Source organism: Curtobacterium pusillum, assembly GCF_007680845.1.
In the GTDB taxonomy this organism is placed as follows: Bacteria; Actinomycetota; Actinomycetes; order Actinomycetales; family Microbacteriaceae; genus Curtobacterium; species Curtobacterium pusillum_B.
On record NZ_VEIY01000005.1, the window covers coordinates 60,578 to 83,622 of the forward strand.

At 72.4% G+C, this 23,045-nt stretch carries 24 protein-coding genes; 9 read left to right on the forward strand and 15 right to left on the reverse strand.

Annotation, left to right across the window (positions count from 1 at the left end):
- Window positions 1–25: 25 nt before the first annotated feature.
- The gene (locus FS825_RS12060) at window positions 26–334 is read left to right on the forward strand and encodes a hypothetical protein (protein ID WP_144713319.1); all 309 of its coding nucleotides are present in this window, start codon (window positions 26–28) and stop codon (window positions 332–334) included.
- A gap of 146 nt (window positions 335–480) precedes the next feature.
- On the opposite strand, the gene FS825_RS12065 is transcribed toward FS825_RS12060, so the two are convergent.
- Entirely contained in the window at window positions 481–1,941 is a 1,461-nt protein-coding gene (locus tag FS825_RS12065; protein ID WP_144713321.1) for a peptide MFS transporter, read from the reverse strand.
- A 213-nt stretch (window positions 1,942–2,154) separates the two neighbouring features.
- On the opposite strand from FS825_RS12065, the gene FS825_RS12070 reads away from it, so the two are divergent.
- Entirely contained in the window at window positions 2,155–4,245 is a 2,091-nt protein-coding gene (locus tag FS825_RS12070) for an acyl-CoA dehydrogenase family protein (RefSeq protein WP_144713323.1), read from the forward strand.
- Here the strand turns inward: FS825_RS12070 and csrA are convergent.
- From csrA to FS825_RS12135, 13 genes are all read right to left on the reverse strand, one after another.
- Window positions 4,242–4,535: a carbon storage regulator CsrA gene (gene csrA, locus FS825_RS12075; protein ID WP_144713325.1), complete on the reverse strand. Its 294-nt coding sequence runs from the start codon at window positions 4,533–4,535 to the stop codon at window positions 4,242–4,244. The genes FS825_RS12070 and csrA overlap by 4 nt on opposite strands.
- A gap of 4 nt (window positions 4,536–4,539) precedes the next feature.
- Complete coding sequence (locus FS825_RS12080; protein ID WP_144713327.1) at window positions 4,540–5,505, reverse strand: hypothetical protein; 966 nt, start codon at window positions 5,503–5,505, stop codon at window positions 4,540–4,542.
- A complete protein-coding gene (locus tag FS825_RS12085; protein WP_144713329.1) occupies window positions 5,480–7,534 on the reverse strand; it encodes a flagellar biosynthesis protein FlhA in 2,055 nt (684 codons plus the stop codon). Before FS825_RS12085 ends, FS825_RS12080 begins: the two co-directional genes overlap by 26 nt.
- On the reverse strand, window positions 7,531–8,709 hold the full coding sequence (locus FS825_RS12090; RefSeq protein WP_144713331.1) for an EscU/YscU/HrcU family type III secretion system export apparatus switch protein: 1,179 nt from the start codon (window positions 8,707–8,709) through the stop codon (window positions 7,531–7,533). The genes FS825_RS12085 and FS825_RS12090 overlap by 4 nt, the downstream gene beginning before the upstream one ends.
- Window positions 8,710–8,714: 5 nt before the next feature.
- Entirely contained in the window at window positions 8,715–9,473 is a 759-nt protein-coding gene (locus FS825_RS12095) for a flagellar biosynthetic protein FliR (protein WP_260981150.1), read from the reverse strand.
- A gap of 3 nt (window positions 9,474–9,476) precedes the next feature.
- A complete protein-coding gene (locus FS825_RS12100) occupies window positions 9,477–9,749 on the reverse strand; it encodes a flagellar biosynthetic protein FliQ (RefSeq protein WP_144713333.1) in 273 nt (90 codons plus the stop codon).
- Window positions 9,749–10,579, reverse strand: a complete 831-nt coding sequence (fliP, locus tag FS825_RS12105) for a flagellar type III secretion system pore protein FliP (RefSeq protein WP_144713335.1) — start codon at window positions 10,577–10,579, stop codon at window positions 9,749–9,751. Before fliP ends, FS825_RS12100 begins: the two co-directional genes overlap by 1 nt.
- Window positions 10,576–11,097, reverse strand: coding sequence for a FliO/MopB family protein (locus FS825_RS12110; protein WP_144713337.1), 522 nt, complete (start codon window positions 11,095–11,097; stop codon window positions 10,576–10,578). The genes fliP and FS825_RS12110 overlap by 4 nt, the downstream gene beginning before the upstream one ends.
- 10 nt (window positions 11,098–11,107) lie before the next feature.
- A complete protein-coding gene (gene fliN / locus FS825_RS12115; RefSeq protein WP_144713339.1) occupies window positions 11,108–11,824 on the reverse strand; it encodes a flagellar motor switch protein FliN in 717 nt (238 codons plus the stop codon).
- The gene (locus tag FS825_RS12120) at window positions 11,821–12,714 is read right to left on the reverse strand and encodes a flagellar motor switch protein FliM (RefSeq protein WP_144713341.1); all 894 of its coding nucleotides are present in this window, start codon (window positions 12,712–12,714) and stop codon (window positions 11,821–11,823) included. Before FS825_RS12120 ends, fliN begins: the two co-directional genes overlap by 4 nt.
- A gap of 109 nt (window positions 12,715–12,823) precedes the next feature.
- Window positions 12,824–13,777: an OmpA/MotB family protein gene (locus tag FS825_RS12125; RefSeq protein WP_144713343.1), complete on the reverse strand. Its 954-nt coding sequence runs from the start codon at window positions 13,775–13,777 to the stop codon at window positions 12,824–12,826.
- Window positions 13,778–13,779: 2 nt separating this feature from the next.
- Window positions 13,780–14,622 (reverse strand): motility protein A, encoded by an 843-nt coding sequence (locus FS825_RS12130; protein WP_144713345.1) that lies wholly within the window; start codon window positions 14,620–14,622, stop codon window positions 13,780–13,782.
- A gap of 1 nt (window position 14,623) precedes the next feature.
- Window positions 14,624–14,911, reverse strand: coding sequence for a flagellar FlbD family protein (locus FS825_RS12135; RefSeq protein ID WP_144713347.1), 288 nt, complete (start codon window positions 14,909–14,911; stop codon window positions 14,624–14,626).
- Window positions 14,912–15,136: 225 nt separating this feature from the next.
- Here FS825_RS12135 and FS825_RS12140 point away from each other — a divergent pair, with 225 nt between their 5' ends.
- From FS825_RS12140 to FS825_RS12160, 5 genes are all read left to right on the forward strand, one after another.
- Window positions 15,137–16,060: a DUF4397 domain-containing protein gene (locus FS825_RS12140; RefSeq protein WP_144713349.1), complete on the forward strand. Its 924-nt coding sequence runs from the start codon at window positions 15,137–15,139 to the stop codon at window positions 16,058–16,060.
- A 2-nt stretch (window positions 16,061–16,062) separates the two neighbouring features.
- Entirely contained in the window at window positions 16,063–16,713 is a 651-nt protein-coding gene (locus tag FS825_RS12145) for a class F sortase (RefSeq protein ID WP_144713351.1), read from the forward strand.
- Between the two features lie 88 nt (window positions 16,714–16,801).
- Window positions 16,802–17,347 (forward strand): RNA polymerase sigma factor, encoded by a 546-nt coding sequence (locus FS825_RS12150; RefSeq protein WP_260981151.1) that lies wholly within the window; start codon window positions 16,802–16,804, stop codon window positions 17,345–17,347.
- Window positions 17,344–18,096 carry an anti-sigma factor gene (locus FS825_RS12155; RefSeq protein WP_144713355.1) on the forward strand — a complete coding sequence of 251 codons (753 nt, stop codon included), beginning with the start codon at window positions 17,344–17,346 and terminating at the stop codon, window positions 18,094–18,096. Before FS825_RS12150 ends, FS825_RS12155 begins: the two co-directional genes overlap by 4 nt.
- A gap of 28 nt (window positions 18,097–18,124) precedes the next feature.
- Window positions 18,125–19,255: a hypothetical protein gene (locus FS825_RS12160; protein ID WP_144713357.1), complete on the forward strand. Its 1,131-nt coding sequence runs from the start codon at window positions 18,125–18,127 to the stop codon at window positions 19,253–19,255.
- Between the two features lies 1 nt (window position 19,256).
- Here the strand turns inward: FS825_RS12160 and FS825_RS12165 are convergent, their stop codons facing one another.
- The gene (locus tag FS825_RS12165) at window positions 19,257–20,192 is read right to left on the reverse strand and encodes an SDR family NAD(P)-dependent oxidoreductase (RefSeq protein ID WP_144713359.1); all 936 of its coding nucleotides are present in this window, start codon (window positions 20,190–20,192) and stop codon (window positions 19,257–19,259) included.
- A gap of 160 nt (window positions 20,193–20,352) precedes the next feature.
- Here FS825_RS12165 and FS825_RS12170 point away from each other — a divergent pair, with 160 nt between their 5' ends.
- Together FS825_RS12170 and FS825_RS12175 are read left to right on the forward strand one after the other, a co-directional pair.
- Window positions 20,353–21,192, forward strand: a complete 840-nt coding sequence (locus tag FS825_RS12170; protein WP_260981152.1) for a helix-turn-helix domain-containing protein — start codon at window positions 20,353–20,355, stop codon at window positions 21,190–21,192.
- Between the two features lie 109 nt (window positions 21,193–21,301).
- Window positions 21,302–22,882, forward strand: a complete 1,581-nt coding sequence (locus tag FS825_RS12175) for a helix-turn-helix domain-containing protein (protein WP_260981153.1) — start codon at window positions 21,302–21,304, stop codon at window positions 22,880–22,882.
- Window positions 22,883–23,045: the final 163 nt, after the last annotated feature.

A 23,045-nucleotide genomic window follows, 5' to 3' on the forward strand; every position in this document is an offset into this window, starting at 1 on the left:
GCGCCGGGCGCGCTACGGTGAGGGCGTGTTCGGACGCCGCCGCTCCCCCAGCCCCCAGCCCGACGACCGCCCGGGTCTCGGCATCGGGGCCCTCGTCCAGGTGGTCGACACCGACCAGGGCGGCGAACGCTGGGCCGACGAGCCGATCGGCGTGATCGTGGCGCCGGGCGGCAACCAGCTCGTGGGCTACCCGGGCGTCGGCGAACCGCTCTCGTGGACGGTCGCGTTCGACGAGCCCGTGTACACGACGGACGGCCGCGGCCCCTTCGAGCGCGCGACCGTCCTGAGTCGTCAGCTGGTACCGGTCGAGTCGGTACCCGTCACCGAGGCCTAGTACTCCTCGGAGCCGCTCTTCATCATGGCCGCGACGGCCATGCAGACCCCCACGCCACCGAGCACGCCGATGCCGATGATGACGCCTGCGATGAGTTCGAGCATTGGTGACTCCTTGGTTCCGGGGCCGGTGTGGCTGTCCTCAGGTTAGCGGATGCCGCGCATGAGCTTCAGCACCGGCTTGACGAGGAGGAGCAGGACGACGCCCACCACGACGGCGGCGAGGCCGAGCACGGCGAAGTACGGAGCCTCGTTCTTCGGGTCGTAGTACTGCGAGAGCACGCCGGTCACGGCGGTGCCGAGCGACACCGACAGGAAGAAGAGCGCGACCATCTGCGTCTGGAACTTCGGCGGCGCGAGCTTCGTGGCCACGGACTGCCCGACCGGGGACAGCAGGAGCTCGGCGATCGTGAAGACCAGCAGGATGCCGACGAGGGCGAGGAGCGGCGTGCCGTTCTCGCCGGTGCCGACGAACGGCAGGAAGAGCAGGAACGCGATGCCCATGATCCCGGTGCCGAGCGCGAACTTGGTCGGGGTGGACGGCTGGCGGTCGCCGAGCTTCGTCCAGATCGCGGCGAAGACCCCGGAGAGCACGATGATGAACACCGGGTTGATCGACTGCACCCACGACACGGGCATCTCCCAGCCGAACAGCGAGCGGTCGAGGCGCTCGTCGGAGTAGACGGTCACGACGGTGAACTGCTGCTGGTAGAGCGACCAGAACACCGCACTGCCGATGAAGAGCGGGATGAACGCGAGCACACGCGACCGTTCCTGCGCGGTGATGCCGCTGGTGAGGATGACGACGAAGTACCCGATGGTCGCGACGACGACGATCGCGACCACCACGGTCGGCAGTGTCTCGACGTTGAGCCAGCCGACGAGCACCGACACCACGACGACGACCAGGCCGACGACGACGAGCGCGCCGATGAGGGGCAGGCGTCGGCGGTCCACCGGGTTCGTGACGTGCCGCACCGAGTCGGGCAGGTTCCGGCGGCGGATCGCGTACTGCACGAGCCCGGCGGCCATGCCGACGGCCGCGAGACCGAAGCCGTAGTGGAAGCCGAGCGAGCTCTGCAGGAGGCCGGTGAGCAGCGGTCCGAAGAAGGCGCCGAGGTTGACGCCCAGGTAGTAGAGCGAGAACCCGGCGTCCCGCCGCGGGTCGTCGCGGCTGTAGAGACCACCGACGATGGTCGTCGCCGTGGCCTTCAACCCGCCGGACCCCAGGGCGATGAGCACGAGGCCGACCCCGACCCCGGCGACGCCCGGGATGAGCGCGAGCGCGATGTGTCCGAGCATCACGACGATCGCGCTGCCGAACAGGGTGCGGTCCGCGCCGATCAGCCGGTCGGCGATCCAGGCGCCGATGATCGTGAACAGGTACACGGCCCCGCCGTAGGCGCCCATGATCCCGCTGGCGACGCCCTTGTCGATGCCCAGGCCGCCCTGCGAGAGCGTGTAGTACATGTAGATGAGGACGATGCCCTGCATCCCGTAGAACGAGAACCGCTCCCAGAGCTCGACGGCGAAGGGGGTGGACAGCTCGAAGGGTTGCCCGAAGAAGGTGCGTTGGTGCTTGCGCTCGGACGAGGTGGTGCCTGACATGCCCGACAGTCTGCCCGCCGGCACCCGCGTCCGCCCAATCGTGCCGCCCCGCTGAGGAATCCGCGCGCGGCGGGTTTGGAGGGTTCCCACGAGGCCGCCGCCCGCCGGGAGCCCGGCCGTTGTGTGGCGCGGACGGCGTTCACGTGACTCGCGGCTCGGCGCAATAGCGTGTCCTCTGCAACACGGACAGAGCAGTTCAGGAGGGCTCCGACCATGGTCGACACCGCACCCGTCCACAGCACGAACACGCCCAAGGCCGACGCCGCCGGCGACCCGGCCGCCGGCACTCCCGCCGGTGCCACGGCGACCGACGTCCGGATCGACGTCGACCTCCTCGCCGAGCACCTGCTCGGTCGGTGGGCTGAGGACCGCCGGGCGTCGCGTCGCCTGGCCCTCGACCCGGCGATGCACAAGATCGAGGGGATGCCGTACGCGGACGCCCGCTCCCGCACCCTCGACCAGCTCCGCGTCCTGGTCGACGCCGGGGCGATCCAGCGGCCGTACCCCGAGGAGTTCGGCGGGCAGAGCAACCACGGGGGCAACCTCGCGGCGTTCGAGGAGCTCACCACCGCCGACCCGTCGATGCAGATCAAGGCGGGGGTGCAGTGGGGGCTCTTCGGTTCGGCCGTCCACCACCTCGGCACGGAGCGGAACCACCGCGAGTTCCTCCCGGGCATCGTCTCGTTCGAGGTGCCTGGGTGCTTCGCGATGACCGAGACCGGGCACGGGTCCGACGTCCAGAGCATCGCCACGACCGCGACCTACGACCCCGAGACGCAGGAGTTCGTCATCCACACGCCGTTCCGCGGCGCGTGGAAGGACTACATCGGGAACGCCGCCCTGCACGGCAAGGCCGCGGTGGTCTTCGCGAAGCTCGTCACCCGCGGCGTCGACCACGGGGTGCACGCCTTCTACGTGCCGCTCCGCGACGCCGACGGCTCGTTCCTGCCCGGCGTCGGCGGCGAGGACGACGGCTACAAGGGCGGCCTCAACGGCATCGACAACGGGCGGCTGCACTTCGACCACGTCCGGGTCCCGCGCACGAACCTGCTCAACCGCTACGGCGACGTCGCCGAGGACGGCACCTACTCCTCGCCGATCGAGTCCCCCGGCCGCCGGTTCTTCACGATGCTCGGCACGCTCGTGCAGGGCCGTGTGTCCCTCGACGGCGCGGCCGTCGTCGCGCAGAAGATCGGGCTCCAGATCGCCCTCACCTACGCGGCCGAGCGTCGGCAGTTCCCGACCGGCGACGGTACTGAGGGGGTCCTCCTCGACTACGGCCGGCACCAGCGGCGGCTCATCCCGCGCCTCGCGACCGTGTTCGCGCAGTCGTTCGCGCACGAGAAGCTCCTCCGCACCTTCGACGACGTGTTCAGCGGACGCGCAGACACCCCGCAGCGTCGCGAGGACCTCGAGACCCAGGCGGCGGCGTTCAAGTCGATGTCCACGTGGTCCGCCCTCGACACCCTGCAGGAGGCCCGTGAGGCGTGCGGCGGCGCCGGCTTCCTCGCCGAGAACCGGCTGACCGGCCTGCGCGCCGACCTCGACGTGTACGTGACGTTCGAGGGCGACAACACCGTGCTGCTCCAGCTCGTCGGCAAGCGGCTGCTCACCGACTTCCGGGCGAAGGCCCCGAAGGACCCCGCCGCCACCGCGAAGTTCGTGGCGGCCCAGGCCGCGACGAGACTGGCCGACGCTGCCGGTCTCCGTCGGATCGGGCAGTCCGTGGCCGACCGCGGCTCCCTGGCCGCGAGCGTCACCGACCTGCAGGACGCCAGGACCCAGCGCGACCTGCTCGCCGGCCGCGTCGACACGATGGTCACCGAGATCGGCATGCGCCTCGCGTCGGCCGGCAAGGACCGCGCACGCGGGGCCCTCCTGCTCAACCGCTCGCAGCACGAGCTGATCGAGGCCGCGAAGGCGCACGCCGAGCTCATGCAGTGGGACGCGTTCACGGAGGCGATCGACGAGGTGCCCGAGGGTGACACCCGTCGCGTGCTGGTGTGGCTCCGCGACCTGTTCGCGCTCGGCCTCCTCGAGCAGCACCTCGACTGGTACCTCGTGCACGGGCGGCTCACCGCGCAGCGTGCCCGCGCGGTCTCGGCCTACATCGACCGCCTGGTCGCCCGGATCCGGCCGATCGTCCCACAGCTGCTCGACTCGTTCGGCTACGAGCCGGGGCACGTCCGCGCGCCGATCGCCCTGGGCGCCGAGCGGGCGCGTCAGGACGAGGCTCGCGCGTGGTTCGCCGCGGAGGCCGCAGCGGGTCGCCTGCCGGAGCAGGAGAAGAAGCCCCGCCCCTAGCGGGACGGCGCGTCGGGCGTCTCGCGGGACTGGTCGAGGTCCCCGAGCGCCCGGCGCAACCGCGCCTCGGCGTCGTCCCCCGACCCGTCGGGCCCGCCGCCCGCAGCCGCCGCAGCCGCCTCGGCGTTCGCCTCGGTCACCGCCCGCACGACCTCTTCGCGCTGGATCTTCACCCCGCGCGGCGCGTCGATGCCGATCCGGACGCCGTCCCCGCGGCTGTCGAGCACCGTGATGACGATGTCGTCACCGACGAGGATCCGCTCCCCGACCTTCCGCGTGAGTACCAGCACCCGCTCAGCCTAGCGACAGGACGGGCACCCCCAGCAGGTGCACGGACTCCGGCGTGGCGGTCTCCCCCGCGCCGATCGCCACCACCCCGGCGACCTGCGCCCGTCCGGCGACGGCGGCGAGCATGGCGGCCGAGTCCGCGGGCTTCCGCCCGGCGTCGACGACGACCCACACCTGGTCGGGTGCGAGCCCGAGGATCGTCTCGTGGTCGTCCCACGCCGCGACGGCGAGGACTGCGCGCCCGTCCCGGACCCCGTCGGCCCGGGCGAGGATCCCGGCCCGGCGGTCGGCGGCGTCGGTGGGGCGCAGGGCGTGCCGCACGGCGAACACACCGGCGGCGGCGTCCACGTCGTTCGGCCGCCCGACCAGCAGCACGAGGTCCCCGTCGGCCGACCGCACCGCGGGCACGGCCGGGCGCGCGGCCGGCACGGCGGGACGCGCGTCGGGCGCGACCCCGTCGGTGGACCCGGCCGCGTCGGGATCGTTGCTTGCGTCGAGGAGCCGGGTCGCGCCTCCAGACGGTCCGGTCGCGTCGGACGGGAGGCGCGGCGCCGGTCGCGTGGACCCGCTCACGACCGCGGTGGTCGGGTCGGGACGCGTGGCCGGGCCCGCCCCGATGCCGTCGGCCACGAACCCGTCGAGCACGGACGCGAACGCGTCCGCGCGCGTCGAGGCGGTGCCGTCGCCGCCGGCGATGCGGGCCTCGGCAGCTTCGGCGTCGGCGAGCAGCGCGGCGATGCCGACCCGCTTCGCGGCCCCGTCGGCGATGGCGACCCGGGCGGTGGGGACCTCGTCGGGGGCGGGGACCTCGACGGTGGCCTCGACGTGGGCCTTGCGGAAGAGTCCGCCGATGCCGGGGGTGGTGACGCGTTCGGCGGCGACGATCCGGGCGGCGGCGCCGAACTCGGTCCGGACGGCGGCGCGGACCTCGTCGAGCGTGGCGCCGCTACGCTGCAATCGGGTCGGCGGCACGGACCACTCCCACGGTCTCGATGGTGGAGCCCGCGGCGGTGGCCTCCTGGTAGGAGAGCACCGGCAGGCCGTTCGACTGCGCGGACACCATGCGGTGCACGGCGGGGCGGAGCTGCGGGGCGCAGACGAGCACGGCGGAGATCCCCTGGTCCTCCACCGAGCGGACGGCGTCGCGGAGGGACCCGAGGACCTGCTCGATCCGGTGCGCGTCGAGCACGATCTGGGTGCCCTGCTCCGAGGGCCGGAGCCCCTCGAGCATCGACTGCTCGAGCAGCGGGTCGATCATGATCACCCGGAGCGTGCCGGCGTCGAGGTACCGGGCGGGCAGGGCGGGACCGAGCGAGGCGCGCGCGGCCTCGACGAGTCCCTCGGGGTCGGTGGAGACCTTCGCGCGGAGCGTCAGCGCCTCGCAGATCCGACCGAGGTCGTTGATCGGGACCCGCTCGGCGAGGAGCCCCTGCAGCACGCGCTGCACCTCGGCGAGGGAGAGCATGCCGGGGACGAGCTCCTCGACGGCGGCGGGGTTGACCTGCTTGACACCCTCGGTGAGGACCTTGACGTCCTCGCGGGTGAGGAGCCGCGCGGCGTTGTCGCCGATGATCGCCTGCAGGTGCGTGACGAGCACGGAGACGCGGTCGATGACGGTGGCGCCGGTCATCTCGGCGGCGTGCCGGAGCTCGGCGGGCACCCACTTGCCGGCGAGGCCGAACACCGGCTCGACGGTCGTCTCCCCCGGCAGTCCCTCGAGGTGGTCGCCGAGGGCGAGGACGCTCCGGGACGGCGCGGTGCCGCGGCCGGCCTCCACGCCGGCGATCCGGATGGCGTAGGTCGAGGGCGGGAGCTCGATGCTGTCCCGGGTCCGGACCGGCGGCACGACGATCCCCATGTCGATCGCGATCTTCCGGCGGAGGGCGCGGACCCTGCCGAGGAGGTCGTCGGACGCGCCGGAGACCATGTCGACGAGGTCGGGGGCGAGCAGGATCTCGAGGGCGTGCACCCGCATCTGCTCGATGAGGTCCTCGGGGGTGTCGGCGCTCGGGGCGACCGCGGCCAGTGCTTCCTGCCGTGCGGCGTCCTGCTCCGCGCGCTTGACCTGCTGTCCGAGCCGCCAGGCGACGATGAGCAGGGTCGCGCCGATGAGGAGGAACGGGATGATCGGCATGCCGGGGATGAACCCCATCGCGATCGCGGCGACCCCGGCGATGCCGAGGGCGTTCCGCGACTGGGTGAGCTGCTGCGCCGCCGACGTGCCGATCTCGGTCTCGGCGCCGGAGCGGGTGACGATCATGCCCGTCGAGACCGCCATGAGCAGCGCCGGGATCTGGGTGACGAGTCCGTCGCCGATCGTCAGGATGCCGTACTTCGACAGGGCGTCGGTGATCGAGAGCCCGTTCTGGAGCATGCCGATCGCGATGCCGCCGACGAGGTTGATGACGATGATGAGGATGCCGGCGATGGCGTCGCCCTTGACGAACTTCGACGCACCGTCCATCGCACCGTAGAAGTCGGCCTCGGCGGAGACGGCCGCACGGCGCTCCTTGGCCTGCGCGTCGGTGATGAGGCCGGCGTTGAGGTCCGCGTCGATCGCCATCTGCTTGCCGGGCATCGCGTCGAGGGTGAAGCGGGCCCCGACCTCGGCGACGCGCTCGGCACCCTTCGTCACGACGACGAACTGGATGACGACGAGGATGAGGAAGATCACCGCGCCGATGATGATCGAGCCGGACACCGCGACGTGCCCGAACGCCTGGATGACGTCGCCGGCGAACCCCTCGCCGAGCACGAGCCGGGTCGAGGCGACGTTGAGGCCGAGCCGGAACAACGTGGCGACGAGCAGCAGCGACGGGAACACCGAGAAGTCGAGCGGCTTCTTCACGAACAGCGTCGTGAGGAGGATCACGAGCGCCAGGAGGATGTTGCAGATGATGAGGAAGTCGAGGAGGAACGACGGCACCGGCAGGATCAGCAGCAGGATGATGCCGACGATGAAGACCGGGACGACGAGCTTCGGCAGGTCCTTGCGGTTCATGCGGGGACTCCTTCGGGTGCGGTCGGGCGGAGCTTGCGGGGGCGGAGGTCGCCGGTGAGGGTGGTCGGGTCGAGGACCGTGGCGACCTCGTCCGGCGTGGTCGGCCGGGGCGGCGCATGCGTACCGGCGGCCGCACCGCGCGCCTTGAGCGCCATCACGAACGACAGCACCCGGGCGACGGGCGTGTAGAGGTCGACGGGGACCTCCTGCCCGAGCTCGCACGCGGCGTGCAGGGCACGGGTCAGGGGGACGTCCTGCACGATCGGGACGCGTTCCTCCTGCGCCTTCGACCGGATGACGTCGGCGACCGGTCCGGCGCCCTTCGCCACGACCTTCGGTGCGGACTTGCCCGGCTCGTACTTGAGCGCGACGGCGTAGTGCGTCGGGTTCGTCATGACGACGTCCGCCGTGCCGATCGCCTGCACCATCCGGTTGCGGCTCATCGCGAGCTGCCGGGAGCGTCGCTGCGACTTCACGAGCGGGTCGCCCTCGGCGTGCTTGTTCTCGTCCTTGACCTCGCGCTTGGTCATCATGGTGCGCTTCCGGTTCCGGCGGACGACGACGAAGACGTCGAGCGCGGCGAGCACGAGGCCGGCGGCGATCGCGGCGCGGAGGAGCGTCCCCGCCCCGGCAGCCGCGGCGTCGAGCACCGCGGACAGCGGCAGCGAGCCGCTCGTCATGAGGACCGGGACGAGCGCCTGCACCGCGGCCCAGAGCACGAGCCCGACGACCGCGGTCTTGAGCAGCGCCTTCAGCCCGTTCCACATCGCCTGCGTGCCGAAGACCCGCTTGAGGCCCTGGACCGGGTCGAAGTGCTCGGGCTGCGGTGCGAGCTTCCGGAAGTGCACGCCGCCCTGCGCGACCGCGGCGGCCAGCACGGCGACCGCGACGACGGCGAGCATCGGGCCGAGCGTGCCGGCGATCGAGCCGAGCGCCTCGTGGAAGACCGCGTTCATCGTGCCGATGGTCGGGTCCTCGATGACGCGCCGCACGGACCGGAGCTGGTTCGACCCGGCCGCCGCGGCGTTCCCGATCGCGGCGGGCATCATGAGTGCGGCGGCGGCGATGCCGATCCACGCGCCGAGGTCCTGCGAGCGGCCGATCTGGCCCTTCTGGTGGACCTCCCGCATCCGCTTCTGCGTTGCTTGTTCGGAGCGTTCCCCGCTGTCGGACACCGCGGTCACCCCTTCCCGGTGATCGCGGCCACGGCGTCGCCGGTGAGCGACGACACGACCGACGGGAGGGCCATGAAGAGCGCCCCGGCGAAGACGACCGTGAGGCCGATCTTGATCGGGAAGCCCATCTGGAAGGCGTTGAGTGCCGGTGCCACGCGCGTGAGCAGTCCGAGCCCGACGTCGGCGAGGAAGAGCACGACGACGAGGGGTCCGGCGATCTGCAGCGACGCGAGGAACATCTGGGACAGCGCGGCGACGAGCAGCGAGGCGAGTCCGCCGAGCTCGAACGTCCCGGTCAGCGGCACCGCGTCGAACGACCGCACGAGCCCGCCGACGATGAGCTGGTAGCCGCCGGACGCGAAGAGCAGCGCGAGCGAGGCCATCTGGAACAGCCGGGTGAACTGCGCGCCGTTCACCTGCGACTGCGGGTCGTAGGCCTGGGCGAGCGTGAAGCCGCCGAACAGGTCGACGAGCGCACCGGCCGACTGCACGGCCGCGAACACCAGGTACACGAGGAACCCGAGCGCCAGACCGACGACGAGCTGGGTGACGAGGGCGAGCAGGAACGGCCCGGTGTCGAGCGAGTGGTACCCGACCGCGACCGCGGGTGCGACGCCGATCGCGAGGCCGATCCCGAGGATCACCTTCACCGTCGCCGGGAACGCCTTGTACGAGAACGGCGGCGCGATGACGAAGAACGCCACCAGGCGGACGCCGGCGAGCATCGTCGCCTCGAGGCGGTCGCCGTTGATCACGAGTTCCACGGGCTACGACCCCAGCAGCTTCGGGATCATGGCGAAGGCCACGTGCGTGAACGACACCATCTCCGAGATCATCCAGTTGCCGCAGACGACCAGGGCGATCGCGACGGCGACGGCCTTCGGCACGAAGGAGAGCGTGACCTCCTGGATCTGCGTGACCGACTGGAACAGCGAGATCGCGAAGCCCACGACGAGCGACGTCACGAGGACGGGCGCGGCGAGCTTCCCCGCCACCAGGAGCGCCTGCAGCGTGAGGTCGATGACGGCTTGCTGGTCCATCAGTGCACCACCTGGTACGACTCGATCAGGCTCTTGATGATGAGCCCCCACCCGTCGACGAGGACGAACAGCAGGATCTTGAACGGCAGCGAGATCATCACCGGCGGGAGCATCATCATGCCCATCGACATGAGCGCCGCCGAGACGACGAGGTCGATGACGAGGAACGGGATGAAGATGACGAACCCGATGATGAACGCGCTGCGCAGCTCGGAGATCACGAACGCCGGGATCACCGTCGTCATCGGCACGTCGGCCATCGTCTTCGGGTTGTCCTGACCGGCGGCGCGGGTGATGAGGGCGACGTCCTCCTCGCGCGTCTGGTGCAGCATGAAGGTCCGGAGCGGCTTCGTGCCGATCTCGACGGCCTGGTTGAAGTCGAGGTGGCCCGCGAGGTACGGCTGGACCGCATCGTCGTTGATGTGTCCGAGCACCGGCGCCATCACGAACAGCGACAGGAACAGCGCGAGCCCGGCGAGGACCTGGTTCGGCGGGATCGACTGCAGCGAGAGCGCGTTCCGGGTCATCGCGAGCACCACGAAGATCTTCGTGAACGACGTCATCATGAGCATGAGCGCCGGCGCGACGCTGAGCAGCGTGATGCCGATGAGGGTCACGACCGCGGACGAGGGCGTGCCGTCCGGCCCGTTCACGCTGACGCTGAAGTCCCCCGTCGAGGGCGGGGTCGGCGTGGCGGGCGCGGTCGGCTGGACGACGCCGGCGGCGTGCGCGCCCGTCGCGGTGAGCATGAGGTACCCGGCGACGACCACCAGGCCGAGCAGGACGAGGGCGGCGAGGCGTCCGAGCCGGTACGTCCGGGCGGCGGTCACCCGGCCCGCCGGTTCCGGAGTGCCGCGGCGGCCTGGCGCCAGGTGTCGGCGGACAGGATCGAACCCTGCAGCTGCTGCGCGGTGGGCAGCACGGTGCGCTGCGGGCGGCGGTTGCGGGGGCGCATGGGAAGGGCGTCCGGGAGGCGCGGTTCGGCTGCCGTCTGCTGGTCCAGTTCCTGACGGAACGCGTCGGCCGACGGGGTCGGACGCACGGGCAGCGGCACGGGACCGGTCACGATGGTCAGCTCGGGCGCCGGCGCCTGGCCGCTCGTGAGGAGTGACACACCGTGCTCGGAGACGCCGAGCACGAGGCGCTCCCCCTCGACGTCGACCACGACGACGCTCGCCTTGCCGCCGATGCCCTGACGGCCGACGACCTCGACCGACGCCGAGCGGCGGCCCCTGGTCGCCGACTTGCCGAACGGCCCCTTCGCCATGCGGCGGTGCAGCACCCACATGAGGACGAGCACGACGCCGAGCGAGAGCGCGACGCGGAGGGCGATGACGAGCGTGTCCACGGTCGGCGGCTCAGACGCTCTCGGCGACGTCGAGGATCTTCGTGATCCGGACGGCGTAGTCCTGGTCGACGACGACGACCTCGCCGTGCGCGATGAGCCGACCGTTGAGGAGCACGTCGGCCGGGGCCCCGGCGCTCCGGTCGAGTTCGACCACGGCGCCCGGTTCCATGCCGAGCACGTCGCGGACCGACATCCGGGTGCGACCGATCTCGACGGTCAGGGTCATCTCGACGTTGTTGATGCGGCCGAGGTTGCCGGCGGGGAGGCTCGCCGCGAGCGAGGGCGCGGCCGGTGCGGACACGGTGCCGTTCTCCCGGACGCGCAGTGCGAACCAGCCGCCGGGCACGCCGGCCGCGGTGAGCTCGAACACCACGGTGTCCGGGTCCGCGAGGAGTGCCGAGGCGGACTCGCGCCGAGCGTCCCCGAGGACGCCGACGCCGAGGACGCCCGCGGCGGCCTCGATGGACGGGCGGAGCACGTCGGTGACGTCGACGATGCCGTGGTCGGCGCCGCCGGCGGCGGTGACGGCGTCGAGGTCGGTGAGGACCAGCACGAGGTCCGCGGAGAGCGCACCGACGAAGGACGCGACCACGGCGTCACCGGCGGCTTCGAGGGCGACCGGAGTCGCGCCTCCAGGCAGGACCACCGCTGCCAGCGGAGCCGTCGTCGGGAGCTGCGCCGCGAGGGACTCGGCCGCCTGCGTGTGGAGGGTGGTGGTCGTGGTCATGCGGGCAGCTCCGATGTGGTGGTGACGACGATGCCGGCGAGGCGCGAGCCGTTCGCGCCGACGGCGGCGGTGCCGACGGGTTCGCCGTCGACCGCGATGGTGAGGGGCCGGTGCTGCGGGTGCGGCAGCGGGAGGACGTCGCCGACGGCGAGCCGGAGCACCTGCGACGGCAGGACCGTCGCCGGCGCGAAGCGCAGGCTGACACCGACCGGGACGCCGGCGAGCTGCGCGTCGACGAGGGCCCGGGCGTCGGCGGGCGTGACGTGCGCGGCGGTCTCGCCGAGCTGCGGCAGGACCGCGTCGGCCGGGAGGGCGAGGGTGCCGGGCGCGACCCGGTCCCCGACGCGGATCGTGAAGGAGGCGACGATCATCAGGTCGCCCTTCTGGGCCGCCTGGGCGAACTGCGAGTTGAACTGGAACCCGCCCGCGGTGACGTCGTGGGCGAGCAGGCCGCCGAACGAGTAGCGGAGGTCGTCGAGGGCGTCCTCGACGATCTTGCGGACGAGCGCCTGCTCGATGGGCGTGAACGTGCGGTCCGGGGTCGGCAGCGGCTTCGAGGCGCCCAGCGCGTGCGAGACCCAGGTCAGGGCGGCGTCGAGCGGGACCTGCAGGACGCCCTTCGGGACGACGTCGGCGATCGGGAGGAGCACCATGCCGGTGAGCGCGGGCAGCGACGCGGCGTACTCGTCGTACGTCGTCATCTGCACCTGCTCGCAGGTGACCTGGCTGACCGCGCGGACCTTCGCGGTGAGCTGCGTGCCCCACTGGCGCGCGAACGTCTCGAAGGCGAGCTCGAGGACCCGGGCGTGCTCGCGGGCGAGCGTCGACGGGCGCGCGAAGTCGTACACCTCGGGCGCTGGCGCTGCTGGCGCGGGCAGGGTCTCGGTCACGGGTGCGTCTATCGGTCCGCTGTGGAGCGCCCGTCAGTGCTGTGTCCTCGCTGTGCCTTGTTCTGGGGGCGGTGTGCTCGTGCTCTCCTCCCCGTTCCGTGCTCCGTCGTTATCCGTTCCGTGCTCCGTCCTGGGCCTTCGCGAGGGCGGGCATCAAGGCGCTGACGTCCTGGTCCTGGTTCGACAGCACCACGATGTCGACCCGGCGGTTGAGCGTGAGGTCCGCGTCCGTGCCGCCCTTCGCGAGCGGCCGACTCGACCCGAACCCGACGCTCTGGACGTGGTCCGCCGGCATCCCGCCCCGCTCGACGAGGTCCCGGAGCACCCCGGTCGCCCGTGCCGCGCTGAGCTCCCAGTTCGTGGCGTAGGGCGCGGTCGAGTTCCGCTGGTCGGCGTGGCCCTCGACGCTGACGTCGTGGCTGCTCGTCCTGAGGACCGGCGCGATCGCGTCCATGATCCGCTTCGCCTGGTCGGACAGGTCGGCGCTGTTCGTCGTGAAGTAGGTCTCGCTCCCGACCAACCGCACCGTGAGGCCGCGGGCGTCGACGGTGAACTGCACGTTCGCGGTCTGACCGGCCTTCGCGAGGTTCCCCTTGATCGCGGCCTCGATCGCTTTGAGGTCGTCGAGCTCCTTCTGCGCCGCGGCGACGTCGGCCTTCGTCGCGGTGGCGGGGGTGGTCGCGGGCGTGGTCGCCGGGACCACCGTGGAGGCCGGGTCCACGTTGGTGTCCTTCGTGCCCGACGATGCCGTCGAGTGGTCCGCCTGCGACTTGTCCGTCGAGTAGCCGGAGCCGTCCTCGACCTGGTCCTTCGTGACGACGGTGCCCGACGCCGTGTCGACCTTCTGCGACTTGACCTCGCCGAAGCCCGTCGCGAGCGAGTTCTTCAGCGCGATGTACTTCTCCTGGTCGACCGTGGACATGGCGAAGAGCACGAGGAACATGCACATCAGCACGGTGATCATGTCCATGTAGGACGCCATCCAGCGCTCGTCGGGGTGCTCGGCCTCGTCGTGCGACTTCTTCGCGCGGCCGCGACCGCGCCCGCGGGGGTTGGCGCTCATCGTCAGGCCGCCAGCTGCTGGTCGTCGGCGTCCGCGTCCCCGCCCTTGCCGGCCTTGCCGCCCTTGCCCGCCTTGCCGGCCTTGGCGTCCCCGCCGCGGGCGGCCGGCGGGACCATCGCCGTGAGGCGTTCGCCGAGCAGCCGCGGCTGGCTGCCGGCCTGGACCGCGAGCAGGCCCTCCATGAGGAGCGTCTGCCGGTCGGCCTCGAGCTGCGCGAGCTTGCGGAGCTTGCCGCCGATCGGGAGCCACAGGAAGTTCGCGGTGAGGAGACCCCATAGCGTCGCGACGAACGCGCTGGCGATGAGCGGACCGAGCTCGTCCGGCTTGCCGAGGTTGGCGAGCACGTGGGTCAGCGAGACCACCGTGCCGATGATGCCGACCGTGGGAGCGAACCCGCCGAGGCCCATGAAGAACGAGCTCGCGCTCCGCACCGGGGCTGCGTTCGACTCGATCTCGTCCTCGAGCAGGATCCGCAGCTCGTCGCCGTCGGTGCCGTCGGCGATGTTCTGCAGCGCCTTCTTCATGAACGGGTCGTCGTGCTTGTCGGCCTCCTGCTCGAGCGCGAGCAGGCCGCTCGACCGGGCGGTCTCGGCCAGCCCGACCACGTCGTCGATGACGGACTGCGGCGGGGTGACCTTGCCCGTGAACGCCTTCGGGACGGCTTTGAAGCTGGCGATCGCGTCCTTGAGCGTGGTGCTCGCGATGCCGCAGCCGATCGTGGCGCCGAAGACGAGGAGCATCGGCGCGGGCAGGAACAGCCCGGCGAGCTCGACGTGCTCCATCTCGACCATGCCGAACAGGGCGCCGAAGGCGAGCAGGATGCCGATGATCGTCGCGATGTCCACGTCAGCGACCCCCGTCCTGCGCGTGCTGCGGGTGGATCGGGGCGACCGCGGCGAGGGTCGGCTGCGGGCCGGTGGCAGCGCGTGCGGCGGCGTCGGTGCCGTAGGCCATGCCGACGATGCGGGCGCGGTACGCGGCGATGAGGTCGATCACCTCGGCCATGGACTCGCGCACGATGTACTTCGCGCCGTCGACCATGATGAGCGTGGTGTCCGGTGTCTCCTGGATGCGCTCCACGAGGTCCGGGTTGACAGCGAATCCGCTGCCGTTGAGTCGTGTGACGACGATCATGGCCCGTCCTGGTTCTCGATCGTCCCGCCGCCGTCCGTGGGGCGGGATGCGGCCCGTCCGTGGGCCTGCACCGGGGACTATCGGCGGACGGGGCGCGCGCGTTAGCCGGCGGTTCCGGGTTGGGTGCGCGCGGGTGCATCCGATCGGGGGTCCTGGGCGGTAGTAGGGGTGAGACGTCGACGAGGACGTCCCCGCCCGGCCCGGAACGGCCACGAGGAGCCCACCATGCGCAAGACACTCGCCACCGGCCTCAGCGCCGGCGTGCTGCTCGCCGCAGCCGCCGCCGTGCTGCCCGCCGCCGCGGCCACGGCCGCCACCGGGGACGCCACCCTGTCCGTCCTGCACGCCGTCCCCGCGGTCACGGTCGACGTGTACCTCGACCGCAAGCGCGCGCTCGACGACTTCACACCAGGCACGCTCGCCGGCCCGATGATGGTGCCCGCGGGCGCACACCAGCTCGCGATCACCGCCTCGGACGCCGCGGACGCGTCGAAGCCGATCATCGGGCCGGTCGACGTCACGCTCGACGCCGGAGCGAACTACACCGCCGTCGCCCACGACCAGACGGACGGGTCCCCGACCGCGACCCTGTTCACGAACGACACCTCCGCCGTCCCCGCCGGGCAGGGCCGACTCATCGTTCGGCACGTCGCAGCGGCGCCGGCGGTCGACGTGCTCGCCGGGGGCACGGCCGTCGTGTCGAAGCTGTCGAACCCGGACGAGAAGGCGCTCGTGCTCCCCGCCGGCACCGTCTCGGCCGCGGTCGCCGCCGCGGGCACCACGACGCCCGTGATCGGCCCGGCCGACGTCCCCGTCACGGCGGGTTCGGACACCATCGTCTACGCGTGGGGCAGTCTCGACGACAAGACGCTGGCGCTGGCCACCCAGACGATCGCCGACCTCGGTGGGACGCCGAACGGGGTCCCGGCCGGGAACGCGGGCCTCGTGGCGACGAACCGTCCGGACGCGGCGCCGCTCATCGGCGGCACCGTGGCGATGGCCCTGGCCCTGGGGCTCGGGGCCGTGGTGCTCCGTCGCGGGCGCGCGGCGGACGCCGTCGTGCTCGGTCGCCGGCGCGCGGCGGACGCTCCGTCGCTCCGTGGCGGGCGCGCCGCGGACGCGGGGCAGCGCGGGGACTCGGGTCGCTGACCGTGCTGCTCCCGGTGCGGTCCGCCGTGGCGACGCTCGTCGTCGCCGCGGCGGCCCTCGCCACACTGACCGGGTGCTCGCCGGCTGGGACCCCCGCCCCCGACGAGCACCCCTCGTTCGCGCCCACCGCCCCGCCGACACCCGTGCCGTCGGCGTTCTCCACCGCGGTCCCCCGTGCCGCGGCGACCGTGCCACCGGTCCCCACCACCGCGGCCCCGACCCGCATCGCCGTGGACTGGGCCGGGGTCAGCGCCGCCGTCCGACCGGAGGGCGTCGACGACCAGGGCGCGATGGCCCTCCCGTCCGATCCGTCCGTCGCCGGCTGGTACCGGTTCGGCGCCGCACCGTCCCAGCCCGCCGGGACCGTCGTGATCGCGGCCCACGTCGACGCGGTGGGCTACGGCGTCGGCCCCTTCGCCCACCTGCAGGACGTGCCCGACGGCACGACGGTCACGATCACCGACGCGACCGGCGCCGAGACGCGGTGGCGGATCGCCTCCGTCAGCATGATCGCGAAGCGCGGGCTGCCCTGGTCGTCGGTCTTCCGCACGGACGGTCCGCGACGACTCGTCCTCGTCACCTGCGGCGGAGCGTTCGACACCAGCACCCACCACTACGAGAGCAACCTCGTCATCACCGCGGTCCCGGTGTGACGACGGCGACCCGACCATGAGCGAGACGCCGGACTCGGCCGTACGATCGGGCCGTGGTCGACGAGGACCGCACCAGCGACAGGACGACGTGACGACGACCCTCCCGGACGACGGCGAACTCTCCGACGCGTTCAGCGCCGGGAGTGAGGAGGCCCTGCGCGCCGTGTACGACCGGTGGTCCTCGCTCGTGTACTCCCTCGCGCTCCGCGCACTGTCCGACCCGGGCGCCGCCGAGGACGTCACCCAGCAGGTCTTCGTCAAGGCGTGGCGTCGCAGCGCCAGCTACGACCCGGCGCGCGCACCCCTCGGCGCGTGGCTCGTCGGGATCACCCGGAACTGCATCGCCGACGCCCTGAACGACCGGCGCCGGCACGCGAGCGCGGCCGACCCCGAGGTGATCGAGGCGACGACACCGGCCCCCGAACCCGCGTTCGACCTGGCCGAACGGGCCCTCGTCGCCGGCGAGCTCGACCGGCTGGACGAGGTCCCGCGCCGCGTGATGCGACTGGCGTTCTACGACGACCTCAGCCATCGTGAGATCGCGGAACGGCTCGACCTGCCGCTGGGGACGGTGAAGAGCCACATCCACCGAAGTCTGGCTCGGCTCCGAACACGTCTGGAGGTGATCGAATGAGGCACGTCGACGACGAGACGCTGGCGATGCTCGCGGTCTCCGACGAGGTGGCCGACGACGAGGTCGCCCGGCACCTGGCGTCGTGTCGGCAGTGCCGCGACGAGGTCGCTGCCCTGCAGCGCGTCGCAGCGGTGACCCGGTCGTCGGCGGACGTCGGTCTGGTCGCCCCGCCGGAGCGGGTCTGGGACGGCATCGCCGCGGAGGTCGCCGCGGATCGCGTCCCCGTGGCGCAGCCGGGAGGCGCGGCTCCGGACCACGCGCACGTCACGCCACGACGGCGCAGCCACCGCGGACGCCGACTGGCCGTGCTCGTCGCCGCCGGCATCGGGGTGGTCGCGGTCGTGCTCGGGATCGGCGTGGCCACCGGTGTGGTCCCCGGACTCCCCCGCGGCGGCTCGGAGTCGGTCCTCGCCCGCGCCGACCTCGCCGCGCTGCCGGCGTGGAAGGGGTCGAGCGGGACGGCCGAACTCGAACGCGCCCGGGACGGCCGGCTCACCCTCGTCGTCGACCTGCACGGCGGGGACGACGAACCGGGCGCAGGCGGCCTCCGCGAGGTGTGGATGATGCGGTCGGACCTCAAGGGGCTCGTGAGCGTCGGGTTCCTCGACGGCGACCGGGGGCGGTTCACGGTCCCCGCCGCGATGGACACCTCCCGGTTCCCCGTCGTCGACGTGTCCGCCGAGGCCGACGACGGCGATCCGGCGCACTCCGGCGACTCGATCGTCCGCGGGACCCTCGGCCGCCCCTGACCCGACGGCCCCTGGCTAGCCTGGTGCAGTGATCACCCCCGAGGACCTGCTCGCCGGCCCGCGCGGGCGCCGTTTCTGCCTCGGACTCCTGCGTCGCGTCCTCGACCAGGACACCGGTCCAGGCGAGGAGCTGCACGCGACCCTGTTCTGGGCCGGGTACCACCTGGGGCAGGCGCGCGGAGGCGGGGGTGTGCTCTTCGGTCCAGGGGCCGCCGAACCGCATCCGCATCCGTCGACTGCCGACGTCGCCGCCGCGCTCGCCGCAGCCGTGTCCGCCGCCGACCTGGCCGCCACGACGGTGCTCGAGGCACTCCAGGCGGTCGCCGACGCCGCGGCCTTCGCCCGGTACTGGCAGGAGCCCGACGCCGAGGACGTGCTCCTCGCCTCGTCCGGACTGGCGGCACCGCTCCGAGCGCTCGCGTCGGCGGTGGCGGCGTCGCCCGCGGTCACGGCGCTCGGCGTCGACCACCACGACGCGCCGCAGTGGGCCGTCGAGTTCGACGAGCCTGATCGCGGCACGGGCACGGGCGACACCGGCGCGGCCGCTCCTGGGGCGGTGACCGCCGCCCGCCGGACGGCCGACTGGCAGCGCGCGCTCCTCGCCGAGGTGGCGGCGGTGCGGCCCAGCGACCGACGGCGCCCGGCCGCGTCACACCGCGGCGGGGAATGGTGGTCAACACCGCCGTGGGGCCTCCTCGTGACGACGGCCGCACTCGACGACGGCCCCGTCGGACTCTGGGCGGTCGAGGACGACCAGGGGTGGGACCGTGCCCTCGTCTCGCCGGTCACGGCACCTCCGGATGCACGCGTCGCGATCGTCGACGACGCCGAGGACTGGGCCGACCTGTGCCGGGTCGGGGCGGTCGACGTCAGCGGCACGACACGCCGCCACGACTGGTACTGGACGACCGGCCGGGACGGCGACTGGATCACGCCCGACTGGGCGGCGATCGCCCGCGCGTACGACGCGGTCCACCTCACGTTCCGCGGCTGGCTCCGTGCGGCGGGCACGGCCGTCCCGGTCGACGCGAGCACGGCGAGCGTGATCGCCGGATGGACGCCGGGGTCCACCGTCTGGCTCCGCGACCCGCAGCCCGGCCTCGGTGCGTCCGCTGCGTGGCGGTGGGACGACGAGGCGGAGCGGTGGATCGCCTCCTGAATCAGGCCGCCAGGAGCGCCTCGGACAGGGCCCAGAGCCGATCAGCGCCCTCGGGGTCGAGCGCGTACGTCGCGACCGTGTCCACCAGGAGCCAGGGGTCGTCGAGGCGCTCGGTCACCGGTGCCGCCTCCGCGTTGTCGTTGAAGTAGCGCCCGCCGACGCCCTCGAGCAGCGGGGAGACCGCCGCGAAGACGCTCGTCGAGGCACCCTGTCGGACGGTCTTCTGCAGGTGCTCGGGGGTGGCGAGCGTCCCACCGACGTGGCGCTGCAGGTCGGTCTTGATCGCACCCGGGTTGACCGCGTTCACGGTGATGCCGTCGGCGGCCCAGCGCCGGCTGGCTGCCACGGCGAAGAGGATCTCGGCGGTCTTCGACTGCGCGTACGCGGAGACCGGATCGTAGCGCCGGAACCGGTAGTCCACGTCGTCGAACACCACCGGTCCGAAGAGGTGACCCGAAGAACTCACGGCGACCACCCGAGCGCCGTCCGCTGCGGAGGCGAGCGCGTCGTGCAAGCGCGTGGTGAGGTCGAAGTGCCCGAGGTGGTTCGTCGCGAACTGCATCTCCCGCCCGTCGGCGTTCCGGGTCAGCTCCTGGACCATCATCACGCCGGCGTTGTTCACGAGCAGGTCGAGCGGACCGGTCCAGGCCTCCGCGAACGCCGCCACTGAACGACGGTCCGTGAGTTCGAGCGGTGCGGCGTGCACGTTCGGGTTGCCGGTGTCGGCCGACACCGCTTCGGCCACCCGCCGTGCGGCGTCCGGGCGCCGCGCGGCGATCGTGACGTCGGCACCGCGGCGGGCGAGGGTCCGCACGGTCTCGACGCCGATGCCCGATGCCGCACCGGTCACGATCGCTCGCTTCCCGGTGAGGTCGATGCCTTCGCTGACGTCGTCAGCGGTGGACGTCCGGTCGAACGGCGTGGAGATCCTGGTCATGGTGTTCCTCCCGGCGACACTGATCGCGAACCGGTCCGTCCGGTCCCGCGTCGCCGGGACGATCGTCGCGCCGTCGCCAGCACCGAGGAGAGACCCCGGTGGGACGGTGCCCTGGCAGGACCACCCTGCGTGCCGTACCGCCAGGCGTTACCGTCGACTCGTGGACGGCACGAACCCCCTCGGGGAGTACCTCAAGGCACGGCGGCAGCTCGTCACGCCCGAACTCGTCGGCCTGCCACGAGGGAGTCGGCGTCGCGTCCCCGGCCTGCGCCGGGAGGAACTCGCCCTCCTGGCCGGGATCAGTCCGGACTACTACCTCCGGCTCGAACAGGGGCGGGACCACAACCCGTCGGCGCAGGTCCTCGACGCGGTGGCGCGCGTGCTGCAGCTCGACGTCGAGGCCCGTGAGCACCTCCACCGACTCGCCCGCGCTGCCCCGGCTCCTGGCACGCCGGCCACCACGACCGCGGACGTCGAGCACGTCGATCCGGGCGTCGCGCAGCTGATCGACGAACTGACCGTCCCCACCTTCGTGCAGGGGCGCTTCGGGGACGTCCTCGCGGCCAACCCCCTCGCCACGGCCCTCTCGCCGCAGTACCGCTCGGGCGTCAACCTGCTCCGCGCGGTCTTCCTCGACCCCCGCGACCGCGAACTGCACCAGGACTGGGACCGTGCGACCGAGGAAGCCGTGTCCGGTCTCCGGTTGCTCGCCGGACCGGACCTCGACGACCCGCGCCTCCGTGCACTGGTCGACGAGTTGTCCACCGCGAGCGACCGGTTCCGCGCACTCTGGGCGCGGCAGGACGTCCGCGGCAAGGTCGGTGGCACGAGCCGGATGCTCCACCCCGTCGTGGGGCCGCTCGTGCTCCGGCACGAGAAGTTCCAGGTCACCGGCGCACACGGCCAGCTCATGGTCATGTACCACGCCGACCCCAGGTCACCCTCGCACGACGCCCTCCGACGCCTCGCCGACTCGGTCGGTCACCCGGGCGGTCGTTGACGGCCGAGCGGGGTGACACTTCTCACAGACGGTGTATTCCCAACCCGATGCAGTGAATCCTGGGCGTTGTCCCCCTCGTTTTATCTCATGACCGTGTTACGTTGGCGCCATGTCCGACACCACCACCGTCGTCACCCCAGCAGCTGCCGCACCCGTCACCTCCTCGCTGGCACCCCTGCGCGAGGTCGGCGCACTCATCCGCGGCGCACGCAAGGGCCGCAGCATGACCCAGGCGCAGCTCGCCGAACGCGTCGGCACGAGCCAGAGCGCGATCAACCGCATCGAGCAGGGCGGCCAGAACCTGTCCCTCGAGATGCTGACGCGCATCAGCGACGCCCTCGACCAGCAGATCGTCTCCATCGGCGGCGCCCCGCAGCGAGCGCACCTCCGCGTCCAGGGTGGACGGAAGCTCAGCGGCTCCATCGCGGTGAACTCGTCGAAGAACGCGGCCGTCGCACTCCTCTGCGCCTCGCTCCTCAACCGCGGTGTCACGCGCCTGCACCGGGTCGCCCGCATCGTCGAGGTCGACCGGATCATCGACGTGCTCCGCAGCCTCGGCGCGACCGTCACGTGGTCCGAGGACGGCGAGACGCTCGAGATCGTCGCCCCGTCGGACCTCCGTCTCGACGCCATCGACGCCGATGCCGCGCGCCGCACCCGCAGCGTCCTCATGTTCCTCGGCCCGCTGAGTGGCCGGTACGAGTCCTTCCGCCTGCCGTACGCCGGTGGCTGCGACCTCGGCACGCGCACGGTCGAGCCGCACCTCATCGCGCTCCGCCCCTTCGGTGTCGACGTCGAGGCGACCTCCGGCTGGTACGAGGTCGGCGTCGCGAACACCGACGTCCCGACGAAGTCGATCGTCCTCACCGAGCGCGGCGACACCGTGACCGAGAACGCGATCCTCGCCGCGGCCGCCCGCGACGGCCAGACCGTGATCCGCAACGCCAGCCCGAACTACATGGTGCAGGACCTCTGCTTCTTCCTGGAGCTCCTCGGCGTGCAGGTGGAGGGCATCGGGACGACGACGCTCCGCATCACCGGCAAGAGCCGCATCGACGAGGTCGTCGACTACTGGCCGAGCGAGGACCCGGTCGAGGCGATGAGCCTCCTGACCGCCGGCATCGTCACCGCCTCGACGCTCACGGTGACCCGCGCGCCGATCGAGTTCCTCGAGATCGAGCTCGCGACCCTCGCCGAGATGGGCCTGCGCTTCGACGTCTCGGAGGAGTACTCCGCCGCGAACGGCCGCACCCGACTGGTCGACATCACAGTGCACCCGTCCGAGCTGCACGCCCCGATCGACAAGATCCACGCGATGCCGTTCCCCGGCCTGAACATCGACAACCTGCCGTTCTTCGTGGTCATCGCCGCCATGGCCGAGGGCACCACCCTCGTCCACGACTGGGTCTACGAGGGTCGCGCGATCCACCTCCTCGACCTCACCCGTCTCGGTGCCAGCGTCACGCTCCGTGACCCGCATCGCCTCGACGTGACCGGCCCGACGCACTTCTCCGGCGCCGAGGTCAGCTGCCCGCCGGCACTCCGGCCCGCGGTCGTGATCCTGCTCGCGATGCTCGCGGCGAAGGGCGAGAGCGTCCTCCGCAACGTCGGCATCATCGCGCGGGGCTACGAGCAGCTCCAGGAGCGTCTCAACTCCCTCGGCGCCTCCATCGAGACCTTCCACGACTGACCCGTCCCCCCCCCCCCCCCCGAGCGGGCAAAATACGTCCCGCTCGGCGCCCGGCCGCGGCCGGTTCCGCCCGCTCGGCGACCCGCGCGCGGCGCGTCCCGCCCGCTCGCACCGCGCCTCCAGTCCGGCGTCGAGTCGCGTCCACCGCGCTCCCGAGCGGGCG